This window comes from Stenotrophomonas sp., from assembly GCF_032056425.1.
Lineage (GTDB): Bacteria > Pseudomonadota > Gammaproteobacteria > Xanthomonadales > Xanthomonadaceae > Stenotrophomonas.
Window position 1 is genome coordinate 1 of the sequence record NZ_DAMBCN010000031.1, and the last position, 12,970, is coordinate 12,970.

Below are 12,970 nucleotides of genomic sequence, written 5' to 3' on the forward strand. Positions count from 1 at the left end.
CTTCAGTCGAGCATGGCTCGACTCTACAGCAGGTGCAGGGCTGCAAGCCCTGCCGAACCCCCCTCAACCGGCCGGGGGGCAGTACGCCTTGATGGCCGCTTCGGCCAGACCCTTCTGTGCGCTGCGCTGTTCCGGGGTCAGCGCGGTGTCGGCCTTGCCATCGCCGTCGGTGTCCTGCATCACCGGGCCGCTGCCCTCCAGCAGGGTCAGGTTGGCGCGCGCGGTGGTGCATTGCTCAGGTACCGGGGCGGCTTCCGCAGCGGGCGCCGCCGGGGCCTGCGGGCTGCGTGCCTGCTCGCGGGTTTCGTATTTCGCCCCGGCCGGCGGCGTTTCCGAATACTGGGTCACGCCCTTGGCGTCCTTCCACTTGTAGACCGGGCCAGCCGTGGCCGTGGCCGTGGCCAACAGCAGCAGGAAACCAAGGCAGGGCAGGGCACGCATGGCAAACTCCACAGAATGGGCGTAGAACGCCGATTGCAGCATTGGCGCCGACCGCTGGCAAGTCGATTAAACTGGATTCCATGGACCCGATCACACCGCCGCCGCGTTCGCGCACGATTTACCTGCTGCCCAACCTGTTCACCACTGCCGGTCTGTTCTCCGGCTTCTACGCGATCATCGCCGCGGCCAACGACCAGTTCGTCAATGCGGCCATTGCCGTGTTCGTGGCGGCGGTGATGGATGGCCTGGACGGGCGCGTGGCGCGACTGACCGGTACCAGCAGCGAATTCGGCGTGCAGTACGACTCGCTGGCCGACCTGGTCAGCTTCGGCATGGCCCCGGCGCTGGTGATGTACCACTGGTCGCTGTCCGAGCTGAAACTGGATGGCGAACTGGCCGGCCGCCTCGGTTGGGCCGTGGCCTTCCTGTACGCGGCCTGCGCAGCGCTGCGCCTGGCCCGCTTCAATACCCAGGTGGCCGTGGTCGACAAGCGCTGGTTCGTTGGCCTGGCCAGCCCGGCGGCGGCCGGATTGATGATGTCCTTTGTCTGGGCCTTCGCCGATGGCACCCTGGGCTGGAGCGGCGACCAGCTGCGCTACGTGGCGCTGGCGGTCACCGTGGTGGCGGCCCTGCTGATGGTCAGCCGGGTGCGCTTCTGGAGCTTCAAGGGCGGCGCGGCCAAGGGCACCCGCTCTGACCGCGTGCCGTTCCTGGTGCTGGCCCTGGTCCCCATCGCCATCGCCATTGCAGTGATCGACCTGCCACGCGTGCTGTTGGCGGTGGGCCTGTTGTACGCGTTGTCCGGCCCGGTGATGTGGGCGGTGCAGCGCCTGCGCAAGAAGCCCGAGGCCGCGTGAGCCAGGACCTGCCCGTGCTGTGGTCACCGGCCCAGCAGGCTTGGCTGCAGGCCATGGGCTACACCGTGTTCCACGACGGCCAGCTGGCCGCCGAGCTGGATGCAGCCCTGCAGTTGAGTGTGGCCGAGGCTGACGCGGCGGCTGCGCCTGCTGCCGGGCCGGCGCGGCACGCGCCACGTGTGGTTCAGGCCGATACCGCGGATGTTCCCTTCGAGCCGCGCGAAGCACGCCCGGCTGCGCCGCGTCGGCCGCCACCGGTGGCAGCACCGGACACCGCGCCGGCCGCTGCGCGGCCGCTGTCGTCCAGCAATGCGCGGCAGCCAGCGGTGCGGTTGCCCGACCGTCTGCAGATCGCACTGTTGCGTGCCTCCGGTTGCAACCCGAATGACCCGGCCACCCAGGCCCTGATGGACAGCTGGCCGCTGGACACCCTGCGCCGCGATCCGGCCGCCAAGCGCGCGCTGTGGCCGCAACTGCGCGCGCTGCGCAAGCGGGGCACGCCATGAGTACGGTCGCCCAGCCAGGGCCGGTCAGCCTGCGCGCGCTGCGCGAGAACGACCTGAATGCCGTCATGGCAATCGAACTGCGCGGGTACCCGTATCCGTGGACGCGCGGCATTTTCCTGGATTGCCTGCGTGCCGGGTATCCCGGCCTGGCGATGGAACAGGACGGTCTGCTGATCGGTTACGGCGTGCTCAGCCTGGCCGCCGATGAGGCGCACGTGCTCAACATCTGCATCGATCCGCTGGTGCAGTCGCGCGGTCTGGGCCGGCAGCTGCTGCGTGCCCTGATCGAGATGGCGCGCAACCGTGGCGCGCAGCGCGTGTTCCTGGAAGTGCGGCCGTCGAACACGCCGGCGCTGCGCCTGTACCACAGCGAAGGCTTCAACGAGATTGGCCGGCGCCCGCGTTATTACCCGGCGGCGCAGGGCCGCGAGGACGCGCTGGTGATGGCCATCGAGCTGGTGGCTGACGACGTGCAGGTCATGCCGCCGCTGTAGTTGCCGCTGCGCTCGCCGGGCATGGCCCGGCGCTACCCGGGTGCCAACCGCAGTGCCAGCACCCCGCCCACGATCAACCCGGCCGCCAGCCATCGTGCGCGCGGCACGCGTTCGCGCAGCACGAACACCGAGATCAGTAGCGCGAACAGGATCGACGATTCGCGCAGCGCCGACACCATCGCTACCGGCACCTGGGTCATCGCCCACAGCGCCATCGCATAGGACGCGGTGGTGCCCAAGCCCCCGGCCACGCCCAGTGGCCACTGCTGGCGCGCATAGGCCAGTACCGCACGGCGACGCGTGTACAGCGCCCACGCCGACAGGGGGATGCCCGACAGCAGGAACAGCCACAGTGTGTAGGCCAGCGCGCTGCCGGACTGGCGCGCGCCGTGCGCATCGACCAGCGTGTAGGTGGCGATCATCAGCGCCGTCAGCAGGGGCAGCCGGAGCTGGCCGCCGCGCGCACCCAGTGCCATGCACAGGATGCCGGTGCTGACCAGCACCACGCCCAGCCATGCCGCCGGCGGCAGCGACTGGCCGAACAGGCTGCCGACCAATGCGACCAGGATCGGCGCGCAGCCACGCATCAGCGGGTAGGCCAGGCTCATGTCCACCTGCTGGTAGCAGCGAGCGACCAGACCGTAATAGGTCACCTGCATCAGCACCGATGCCGCCAGCCAAGGCCAGCTGCCCGCCGCGGGCATGGGCAGGAAGGGCAGGGCAGCAGCTGAAAGCAGCGCGGCACTGCCGGTGACCAGCACCGTACCAAGGAATTTGTCCGGCCCGCGTTTGACGATCGCGTTCCAGCTGGCATGCAGCGCAGCAGCGGCCAGCACCAGCAGGAAAATGGAAAGCGGCATTGCCCGATGATGCCATGCGGCCGAAACGGAAACGCCGGGCAGTGCCCGGCGTTTCCATTCGCGGTAGCGCCGGGCCATGCCCGGCGGGATACCCCGGCAGTTACAGCTTCGCGCGCTGTTCCTGCAGGCCGGCCAGCTGGTTGTTCCAATCCACCAGGCGCACGCGTTCCTGCTCGACCACGGCCGGCGGCACCTTGTCGGTGAACTTGGCCAGCTTGGTTTCGCTCTTTTCCTTCTCGCCTTCCACGCGCTTGATCTCCTTGTCCAGGCGCGCGCGTTCGGCATCCAGGTCGACCAGGCCTTCCAGCGGCACCAGCAGCTTCAGCTCACCCACAATCGCGGCCGCTGCCGGCGGTGCGCTTTCGCCTTCGCCCAGCCACTGGATGCTGTCCAGCTTCAGCAGGAACGACAGCGAGGCGCTGAACCGTTCGATGCGCACGCGGTCCTGCGCCAGACCGGCCTGCAGGCGCAACGGCACCAGCTTGGACGGGGCCACGTTCAGTTCACTGCGCACGCGGCGCACGGCACTGATCACGGCCTTCAGCCATTCCACGTCGGCCTCGGCCTGGGCGAAATCACCGGCGAATTCGTCGGCGGTCGGGTACGGGCGCAGCGACAGCGTGGTTTCGGCTAGGCCCAGGCGCGGGGCCAGCTGCTGCCACAGCTGTTCGGTGATGAACGGGGTGAGCGGGTGCAGCAGGCGCAGCAGCGCTTCCAGCACGTACAGCAGGGTGTGGCGGGTGCTGTGCGCATCAGCTGCGTCGGCACCGTTCAGTGCTGGCTTGCTCAGTTCCAGGAACCAGTCGCAGAACTCGTTCCAGGCGAACTCGTACAGGCACTGCGCCAGCAGGTCGAAGCGGTAGTTGGCGTAGTGGCCCTGTGCCTCGGCGGACACGGCGGCCAGGCGCGCCAGGATCCAGCGCTCGGCATCCGTACGCGGCGTCGGCACGCCGTTGAACGCGGCACCCTCGGTGTTCATCAGGGTGAAGCGGCTGGCGTTCCACAGCTTGTTGCAGAAGTTCTTGTAGCCCTCGGCGCGGTTCATGTCGAACTTGATGTCGCGACCGTGGGTGGCCAGCGCGGCGATGGTGAAGCGCAGCGCGTCGGCGCCGTGGGCGGCAATGCCGTCCGGGAACTCCTTGCGGGTGGCCTTTTCGATCTTCTCCACCATCTTCGGCTGCATCAGGCCGCCGGTGCGCTTGGCCACCAGGTCGTCGATGCTGATGCCGTCGATGATGTCCAGCGGGTCGAGCACGTTGCCCTTGCTCTTGGACATCTTCTGGCCCTGGCCGTCGCGGATCAGGCCGGTGAAGTAGACGTCCTTGAACGGGATCTTCCCGGTCAGGTTGTCGGTGGCCATGATCATGCGCGCCACCCAGAAGAAGATGATGTCGAAGCCGGTGACCAGCACCGACGACGGCAGGTAGCGGTCGAAACCACGCTCGGCCATGGCCTGCGCGTTCGGCCAGCCCAGGGTCGAGAACGGCCAGATCTGCGAGGAGAACCAGGTTTCCAGCACGTCGCTTTCCTGGCTCAGCACCACGTCGCTGCCCAGGTTGTTCTTCGCGCGCACTTCGTCTTCGCTGCGGCCGACGTAGCAGCTGCCGGTGGCGGCATCGAACCAGGCCGGGATGCGGTGGCCCCACCACAGCTGGCGGCTGATGCACCAATCCTGGATGTTGGTCATCCAGTGGCGGTAGGTATTGATCCAGTTCGGCGGCACGAAGCCGATCGAGCCGTTCTCGACCAGCTCCAGGCCACGACGTGCCAGCTCGTCCATCTTCACGAACCACTGGTCGGTCAGGTAGGGCTCGATCACCTGGCCGGTACGGTCACCGCGCGGCACCTGCAGCTTGTGCGCCTTGGTCTCGACCAGGATGCCCAGGTCTTCCAGTTCGCCCAGCACGGCCTTGCGCGCTTCGTAGCGGTCCATGCCCTGGAAGCGTTTGGGCGCATTTTCATTCAGCGCGGCCACCGGGGTGAATAGGTTGATCATCGGCAGGTTGTGGCGCACGCCCACCTGGTAATCGTTGAAGTCGTGCGCCGGGGTGACCTTGACCACGCCGGTACCGAACGCGCGGTCCACGTAGTCATCGGCGATCACCGGCACGCGGCGGCCGGTCAGCGGCAGCACCACCTGCTTGCCGATCAGGTGCGCATAGCGCTCGTCTTCCGGGTGCACCATCACCGCGGTGTCGCCCAGCAGGGTCTCCGGGCGGGTGGTGGCCACCACCAGGTAATCGCGGGTTTCGCGCAGGGTTTCCACGCCGTCGGCATCGCGCTCGACGTGCTCGTAGCTCAGGCCTTCGTCCAGCGTGTAGGCGATCGACCACAGGAAGCCGTCTTCCTCGGCGCTCTCTACTTCCAGGTCGGAAATGGCGGTCTTCAGCACCGGATCCCAGTTCACCAGGCGCTGGCCACGGTAGATCAGGCCCTGTTCGTGCCAGCGCACGAAGGCCTCGATCACCGCTTCGGACGGCTGCGGGTCCATGGTGAAGGTGCTGCGCGACCAGTCGGCCGAGGTACCGAGGCGGCGCATCTGCCGTTCGATGGTGTCGCCGGACTGCTGCTTCCACTCCCACACCTTGCCGATGAAGCCTTCGCGGCCCAGCGAATCGCGGGTCTCGCCCTTGCCTTCCAGCGCCAGGTTGCGGCTGACCACCATTTCGGTGGCGATGCCGGCGTGGTCGGTACCGACCTGCCACAGCGTGTCGTAGCCGCGCATGCGGTGGTAGCGCACCAGCGCATCCATCAGGGTCTGCTGGAAGGCATGGCCCATGTGCAGGGTGCCGGTCACGTTCGGCGGCGGCAGCAGGATGGTGTAGGGCTCACCCTGGCCGGACGGCTTGAAGTGGCCGGCGTCTTCCCAGGCCTTGTAGAGGTCGGTCTCGAAGGACGTCGGGTCGTAGCTGGAGGCGAGTTGGGTCATGCGGGGGAACCAGGAGGTAATCGTTGAAGGATCAGGGCGCGGCTGCGGCCCATCAAGGGGGCCGGCGCGGCCTTACATGTCGTGCTTGTTCAGGTCGTAGCCGGCGGTCTTGTACTGGCGCCAGCGCTCGCGCAGCGGTTCGCGCGCTTCCGGGTCGGCCGGCACCACTTCCAGCACGCGCTCGCACTGGCCCAGCCAGGGTTCGTCGCGCAGGTTGATGACCAGCGGGCGCATCGGCGCTTCGTCACCGGGGATGGAAATCAGCACCACGGCCTCTTCCTCGTCCACGTCCTCGCCCACGATCTGGTGCGGGATGTAGGCATCTTCGTCGAAGGACCAGAGCAGTTCGTCCAGTTCTTCGGCCTGGGCCTGGTCGCGGGCCAGCACCAGGGCGGGCAGCCCGGCGTCGTTGGCCTTGCGCGCCAGCTCGCAGACCAGGCGCAGGGGCTCGGTCAGGAAGCGGGGCTTGGCGATCAGGTAGAAATCAGCGCGGGGCATGGCAGTGTCCGGGTCGGGCAGGGGCCCGGCATGCCGGGCGGGGGCAGGCCGGAGGATGCCCCGGCCGGCGGGCGCCGGCCAGGGGCAGGTACGGCATCAGGCGCGGGCGACCTGGTCCAGCAGCCACTGGCTGAGCAGGCCCACCGGGCGACCGGTGGCCATGCCGCGCTTGCCTTCGTCGCTGGCCACGCCGGCGATGTCCAGGTGCGCCCAGCGCTGCCCTTCGGCGAAGCGCGACAGGAAGCAGCCGGCGGTGATGGCGCCGGCCCAGCGGCCGCCGATGTTGTAGACGTCGGCGAAGGTCGAATCCAGCATCGGCTGGTACTCGTCCCACAGCGGCAGGCGCCAGGCGCGGTCGAACACGTGCTCGCCGGCGGCCAGCAGTTCGTTGGCCAGGTCGTCGTGCTTGCTCATCAGGCCGGCGGTCTGGTGGCCCAGGGCAACCATGCAGGCGCCAGTAAGGGTGGCCACGTCGACCAGGGCCTGCGGCTCGAAGCGCTGGGCGTAGGTCAGCGCATCGCACAGGATCAGGCGGCCTTCGGCGTCGGTGTTGCCCACTTCGATGGTCTTGCCCGACATCGAGGTGATTACGTCGGACGGGCGGTAGGCGTTGCCGTCGATGGCGTTTTCCACGGCCGGCACGACCACCACCAGGTTCAGCGGCAGCTTGGCCTTCACGGCCGCAACGAAGGTGCCGATGACGTTGGCGCCACCGCACATGTCGTACTTCATTTCCTCGATGCCGCCCTGGGTCTTCAGGTTCACGCCACCGGTATCGAAGGTGATGCCCTTGCCGACCAGCACGTAGGGCTTGGCATCGGCGGCGCCGGTCCACTTCAGCACCACCAGGCGCGGGCGGTTGGCCGAACCGCGGGCCACGGCCAGCAGCGAGCCCATGCCCAGCGCTTCCATCTGGGTCTCGTCGAGGATTTCGGCCTCGGCACCCTCGTGCTCACCGGCGAACTTCACGCCCACTTCAGCCAGGTAGGCCGGGGTGCAGTAGTTCGGCGGCAGGTTGCCCAGCTCGCGGGCGAACTCGACGCCGGCAGCGATGGCCTGGCCCTGGGCCAGGGCCTGGGCGTCGTCACCGGCAATGGCCAGCTGGGCCAGACCGGCATCGTCGGTCTTCTTCTTGCCCAGGGTAGCGGTGTAGCGGTAGGCAGCGTGATCGGCGGCGATCACCGCCTGGCGGATCGCCCAGGCCGCGTCGCGGTCCTTGATGGCCACTTCGGACAGGGTGAACAGCGCGCTGCGGGCGGCGCCGGCCTTGAGCGCGCGCACGGCGTCGCCAACGGCCTTCAGGTACTGCGGCACGCCGAAACGGGCGGCATCGCCCAGGCCGACCACCAGCACGCGCGGGGCGGTCACGCCCGGCAGGTCGTGCAGCAGGGTGGTGGCGCCGGTCTTGCCGGACAGGTCGCCGCGCTGGGCCAGGGCCGCCAGGCGGCCGCCACTGGCGGCGTCCAGGGCCTGCGCGGCCGGGGTCAGGCTGTGGTCGGCATAGGCGCCGACCACCAGGCAGTCAACGGTGGCGGCAGCCGGAGCGAGGTGGTTCAGGGTGAATTCGAGGGCCATTGAGCAGATTCCATTGGCGAGTCCGTACAATCGCAGGCCGTTTACGCCCAGACAGTAGACTGGGCGGCACCGCGAACGAACCCCAGAGTTTAAACCACCGCCCCATGCTGAAGCTCGACCGATACCTGCTGGGCGATTTCGTCCAGAGTTTCCTGGCTACCCTGATCGTCCTGCTGGTGGTCAGCGTGGGCGGCGTGCTGGTGGACATCCTCGGCAACATCGCCGACGGACGCCTGCCGGCCAAGCTGCTGTTCTCGCAGCTGGGCCTGCAGTTCATCGCCTACATGCCGCTGATCCTGCCGCTGGCGCTGATGCTGGGGCTGCTGCTGGCCATTGCCCGGCTCTACCGCGATTCGGAAATGGCGGTGATCACCGCCATCGGCGTGGGCCCCAAGCGCCTGCTGCGGCCGCTGCTGATGCTGGTGGTGCCGGTGGTGCTGCTGGTGGGCGCCTGTTCGCTGTGGCTGGGCCCCTGGGCCGGCCGCACGGCGGAACAGATGATCCAGGACGCCAACCGCAGCGTGCTGATGGCCGGGCTGGAGCCGGGCCGCTTCACCCCGCTGTCCAATGGCGGGGTGGTCTACCTGTCCTCGATCTCGCCCGACGGCACCCAGCTGGGCAAGGTGTTCCTGCAGCGGCAGAAGGACGACCGGCTGGAGGTGGTATCGGCAGCCGGTGGGCGCATGTACTTCGAAGGCGACCGCCAGCGCTTCCTGGAACTGGACGATGGCCACCAGCTGGAAGGCCCGCTGGCCGGTGCGCTGGATTACCGTTTGGCCACCTTTGCCCGCAATGATGTGGCCCTGCCCGATGGCAGCGAGGCGCGCAAGGATGACGATCCGGAACTGATGTCGACCCTGAAGCTGATCGGCGATGACCGTCCCGAGGCCCAGGCCCAGCTGCACCGCCGCCTGGCGCCGCCGCTGATCGCGCTGGCCTTCGCCCTGCTGACCGTGCCGCTGGGCCGCAGTTCGCCGCGCCAGCAGCGTTACGGACGCATGATGCTGGCCCTGCTGGCTTACATGGTGGGCACCAACCTGACCTTCATCGGCGCCGGCTGGATTGCCGACGGCAAGATTCCCGGCGCGCTGGGGCTGTGGTGGCTGACCCTGCCGCTGCTGGCGTTCGCCATCTGGATGTACGTGCGCGATGGCCGCCTGGCCCGCCCGAAGGGAGGCCGCGCATGAAGCTGCGCCCGATGCGTTTCGATTTCTACCTGGGCCGGGCGGTGTTCACCACCGTGCTGCTCACCTGGGCGGTGCTGACCGGCCTGGACGTGGTGATGGCCTTCTCCGGTGAGTTCAAGGACATCGGCAAGAACGGCTATTCGTTGGGCCATGCCGCCGCGTGGGTGCTGTACACCGTGCCCCGCCGTGCCTACACCTTCTTCCCCACCGCCGCGGTGATCGGCGCGCTGATGGGGCTGGGCCAGCTGGCCGCCACCTCCGAGCTGACCGCACTGCGGGCGCTGGGCCTGTCGCGCAAGCGCCTGAGCGTGTCGGTGGCCATTGCCCTGTCGCTGCTGACCGGGCTGATGGTGATCAGCGCCGAGACCCTGGGCCCGTGGGGGCAGAACCGCGCCGATACGCTGAAGATGAGTGCCAAGTGGGGCACCGACATCGCCGTGGCCCGCTATTCGGGCATGTGGGCGCGCGAGGGCGATACCTTCCTCAATGCTGCCAGTGGTGAAGAGCAGCTGGTGGGCGAGAAGGGCACGCGGCTGATCCTGCGTGACGTTCGCCTGTACCAGATCGCCGAAGACGGCCGGATTGCCTCGCTCACCCATGCTGCCACCGCCGAGCACGACAAGGACGGCTGGGTCCTGACCGGGGTGCGCCGCGATACCTTCGGCGAACGCTCGGCCACCCGCCAGGAAGTGGCCCGTGAGCCGTGGAATTCAAAGCTGGATGCCGGCGCACTGGCCACCGGCATTGCCAAGCCGCGCAACCTGAGCGTGTCCGAGCTGAGCAACAGCATTGCCTACCGCGAACGCAACGGCCTGGATGCGCGTGATTTCGAGGATGTGTACTGGAGCCGCTGGTTCTACCCGGTGAACGTGCTGGCGCTGTGCCTGGCGGCGGTGCCGTTCGCCTTCGGTTCGCTGCGCAGCGGCGGCATGGGCAAGCGCCTGTTCCTGGGCATCCTGTTCGCACTGGGCTTCTGGCTGCTGCAGTTGTTCTTCGGCCGCATGGCCGGTGCGCTGAAATTCGATTACCGGATTGCCTACGCGCTGCCGCCCATCGTCATGCTGGCAGTGTCCGGTTGGTTGTTCCGGCGCAGGTAGCGTCGTCTGTAGTCACCGCGCGGGCGCATGCGGCGCCCGTTGCTTCACTTCAAGGATGAACGTGTTCTTCAAACGTCTGGTTCCGGCTGTTGCCGCCCTCTTGCTGCTGGCCGGTTGCAGCCGCCCGATCGACTTCGAGATCGACAACCCCACCGACACGCCGGTCACCCTGGCCATCGACGCGCAGCAGCACGTCATTCCGGCGCATACGACGGTGCCGATCACCCTGGAGCCCGGCCAGTACCGGTTGCAGAGCGAGAAGATCGGTACGGTGCGCATGGTGGTCTATGCCGATGGCATCGGTGGCCTGATCAATCCGACGCTGGGCGAGTACGTGGTCGTCACCGAGCAGTACGTGACTGCCAGGACCAACTCCGGCGGCCTGGCATCGAAGGTGGAACTGAATGACGTGGTGATCGACGGTCCGTACGAGAAGGTGACGGGTCTGTTCATTCCACGCCGTTGGGATGTGGGCCTGCTGGGCGAACTGCCGACCACGGTGGTATCCAACGGCCCGGAAACCTCTTCCGACTACCGCACCAAGCTGTACAACGTGCCTGGCTTCTTTACCTATCTGGACGCCGAGGACGATCTGCGGGCGGCCTTCGGCCCCAATGGCTACCAGCCGCCGCAGGCGACGGTCGCGTTCACGGCCGCCAGCCTGCCGGAGCTTCCGGCCGCGTTCGAGCAACAGGGCAAGCCGATGCGCGACCTGTACGCGCAGTACCTGGCCGCGTCCGATGCGGGTGAGCAGAAGCGCCTGAAGAAGGCCAGCCTGAAGCTGTGGCAGGACTTCGCCAAGGCGCAGGGAAAACTCAACGGCACGCTTCCGGTGCCAGACGAGGTGAAAGCCAGCGCGTTCTCGTCGCAGTTCTTCGAGCTGTGGGCGCAGCCGGCGGTGATCCTGCCCGACGCCTGACCCGCGTGCGGTGGTAGCGCCGGGCCATGCCCGGCGGATTCTTTCAGCGCTTCGGCACCCGCACCATGCGGGTGCCACTGGCGCGGTCATGCCAGGTCAGGCGCTCGCGGTCGACCCACGCCCACCAGAAGCCGAGCCCGCCCAGCAGCAGCGACAGCGTGCCGACGGTGAAGCGCCGCCACAGCTGGCCGCGCTGCAGCGGCGTGCCGTCGCGCGTTTCCAGTTTCAGCCGCCACGGACGCATGCCCAGCGTCTGCCCGCCACGCCGCCAGCTGGCCGTGGCATAGGCGCCGGTGATGCCCCAGCACACCGCCCACAGCAGCCACTGCCAGGCACTGAACGGCGCGATGTTCTCGCGCTGCGCATGACCGCTGATCGTATAGGCCACGGTGAACACCGTGCCGGCCAGCATCCACAGCGCCAGCACTGGCCACAGATCGTAGAACAGGGCCAGCAGGCGCCACAGCAGCAGCGGGCGTGGGCGATCGGACGCGGGCGCGGCCACGGTGGCCGTTTCACTGGCGGGGCTGGACATGCGCCGAGCATACGCAAAGCTGGCCCTGCCCGCAGCGGCCCACGTATCCTGCGCGCATGGCCGTAGTTTCCACCCCCGCCGAGCGTCGCCAGCTGGTCCGGCAACTGCCCGAACCGCGCGCCGACGACAGCGTGCGCATCCAGCGTTTTCTGGATGCGGCCTGGGCCGAGAATGGCCTGGCGCGCGCCACCCTGGACAGCTACCGGCGTGATCTTGAGGGCCTGGCGCGCTGGCTGGATGGCCGCGATGGCGGGCTGGCCGGGGTGGAGCGTCCGGGCCTGTTCGACTACCTGGCCTGGCGCACGCGCCATGGCTGGTCGCCGCGCAGCAATGCCCGTCTGCTGTCCGCGCTGCGCGCCTTCTTCGCCGATGGCGTGCGCCGTGGCGAGCGTAGTGAAGATCCCAGCGCACTGCTGGACCCGCCCAAGCTGCCGCGCCTGCTGCCCAAGGCGCTGGCCGAAAGCCAGATCGATGCGCTGCTGGCGGCCCCGGATATCGACAGCCCGCTGGGCCTGCGTGACCGCGCCATGCTGGAACTGATGTACGCCGCGGGCCTGCGCGTGAGCGAGCTGGTGCTGTTGCCGGCCACGGCCGTGAACCTGCGCCAGGGCGTGCTGCGGGTGACCGGCAAGGGCAGCAAGGAGCGTCTGGTGCCGCTGGGCGAGGAATCGCAGCACTGGCTCGAGCGCTACCTGCAGGATGCCCGCCCGCAGATGGTCGGCAAGGGCAGGGTGCAGGCGCTTGCCGACGGGCAGACGCCGCTGTTCATCGAACCGGCCCTGCATGCGCTGACCCGGCAGGCGTTCTGGCACCTGGTCAAGCGGCATGCGCAGGTGGCCGGTATCGACCCGGCGCGGATCAGCCCGCACGGCCTGCGCCACAGCTTCGCCACCCACCTGCTGAACCGCGGTGCGGACCTGCGCGCGCTGCAGATGCTGCTGGGCCACAGCTCACTGTCCACCACCCAGATCTACACGCTGGTGGCGCGCGAGCACCTGCAGCAACTGCACGCCCGCCACCACCCGCGCGGCTGAACCTGCGTGCGGGTGTGTGCACGCCATCGCGGTGCCAC

Annotated in this window: 13 protein-coding genes; 7 read left to right on the plus strand and 6 right to left on the minus strand. The window is 68.4% G+C overall.

Features of this window, described 5'->3' with window-relative positions; genetic code table 11:
• Positions 1-63: 63 nt before the first annotated feature.
• Positions 64-441, minus strand: coding sequence for a DUF4124 domain-containing protein (locus RTY46_RS17200; protein WP_312709910.1), 378 nt, complete (start codon positions 439-441; stop codon positions 64-66).
• 80 nt (positions 442-521) lie between these two features.
• On the opposite strand from RTY46_RS17200, the gene pssA reads away from it, so the two are divergent.
• From pssA to rimI, 3 genes are read left to right on the plus strand one after another with little or no spacing between them, the layout of a single operon-like run.
• Positions 522-1,298 (plus strand): CDP-diacylglycerol--serine O-phosphatidyltransferase, encoded by a 777-nt coding sequence (pssA, locus tag RTY46_RS17205; protein WP_312709911.1) that lies wholly within the window; start codon positions 522-524, stop codon positions 1,296-1,298.
• The gene (locus tag RTY46_RS17210) at positions 1,295-1,804 is read left to right on the plus strand and encodes a hypothetical protein (protein ID WP_312709912.1); all 510 of its coding nucleotides are present in this window, start codon (positions 1,295-1,297) and stop codon (positions 1,802-1,804) included. Before pssA ends, RTY46_RS17210 begins: the two co-directional genes overlap by 4 nt.
• Complete coding sequence (rimI, locus tag RTY46_RS17215; RefSeq protein ID WP_312709913.1) at positions 1,801-2,298, plus strand: ribosomal protein S18-alanine N-acetyltransferase; 498 nt, start codon at positions 1,801-1,803, stop codon at positions 2,296-2,298. The genes RTY46_RS17210 and rimI overlap by 4 nt, the downstream gene beginning before the upstream one ends.
• A 32-nt stretch (positions 2,299-2,330) precedes the next feature.
• Here the strand turns inward: rimI and RTY46_RS17220 are convergent, their stop codons facing one another.
• The 4 genes from RTY46_RS17220 to RTY46_RS17235 form a co-directional block, all read right to left on the minus strand.
• Positions 2,331-3,158: an EamA family transporter gene (locus tag RTY46_RS17220; protein ID WP_312709914.1), complete on the minus strand. Its 828-nt coding sequence runs from the start codon at positions 3,156-3,158 to the stop codon at positions 2,331-2,333.
• Positions 3,159-3,258: 100 nt separating this feature from the next.
• Complete coding sequence (locus RTY46_RS17225; protein ID WP_312709915.1) at positions 3,259-6,087, minus strand: valine--tRNA ligase; 2,829 nt, start codon at positions 6,085-6,087, stop codon at positions 3,259-3,261.
• A 72-nt stretch (positions 6,088-6,159) separates the two neighbouring features.
• On the minus strand, positions 6,160-6,585 hold the full coding sequence (locus tag RTY46_RS17230; RefSeq protein WP_108745936.1) for a DNA polymerase III subunit chi: 426 nt from the start codon (positions 6,583-6,585) through the stop codon (positions 6,160-6,162).
• 96 nt (positions 6,586-6,681) lie between these two features.
• On the minus strand, positions 6,682-8,160 hold the full coding sequence (locus tag RTY46_RS17235; protein ID WP_312709916.1) for a leucyl aminopeptidase: 1,479 nt from the start codon (positions 8,158-8,160) through the stop codon (positions 6,682-6,684).
• 104 nt (positions 8,161-8,264) lie between these two features.
• Between RTY46_RS17235 and lptF the strand changes: the two genes are divergently transcribed.
• The 3 genes from lptF to RTY46_RS17250 all read left to right on the plus strand — a co-directional run bounded on the left by lptF (position 8,265) and on the right by RTY46_RS17250 (position 11,363).
• A complete protein-coding gene (gene lptF / locus RTY46_RS17240) occupies positions 8,265-9,347 on the plus strand; it encodes an LPS export ABC transporter permease LptF (protein ID WP_312709917.1) in 1,083 nt (360 codons plus the stop codon).
• Positions 9,344-10,444, plus strand: coding sequence for an LPS export ABC transporter permease LptG (lptG, locus tag RTY46_RS17245; RefSeq protein WP_312709919.1), 1,101 nt, complete (start codon positions 9,344-9,346; stop codon positions 10,442-10,444). Before lptF ends, lptG begins: the two co-directional genes overlap by 4 nt.
• A 61-nt stretch (positions 10,445-10,505) precedes the next feature.
• Positions 10,506-11,363, plus strand: coding sequence for a hypothetical protein (locus RTY46_RS17250; RefSeq protein ID WP_312709921.1), 858 nt, complete (start codon positions 10,506-10,508; stop codon positions 11,361-11,363).
• A gap of 43 nt (positions 11,364-11,406) precedes the next feature.
• Here RTY46_RS17250 and RTY46_RS17255 read toward each other — a convergent pair whose 3' ends face one another.
• Positions 11,407-11,898 (minus strand): RDD family protein, encoded by a 492-nt coding sequence (locus RTY46_RS17255; RefSeq protein ID WP_312709923.1) that lies wholly within the window; start codon positions 11,896-11,898, stop codon positions 11,407-11,409.
• A gap of 56 nt (positions 11,899-11,954) precedes the next feature.
• Between RTY46_RS17255 and xerD the strand changes: the two genes are divergently transcribed.
• Positions 11,955-12,932 (plus strand): site-specific tyrosine recombinase XerD, encoded by a 978-nt coding sequence (gene xerD, locus RTY46_RS17260; RefSeq protein WP_312709926.1) that lies wholly within the window; start codon positions 11,955-11,957, stop codon positions 12,930-12,932.
• The last annotated feature ends 38 nt before the right edge of the window (positions 12,933-12,970 follow it).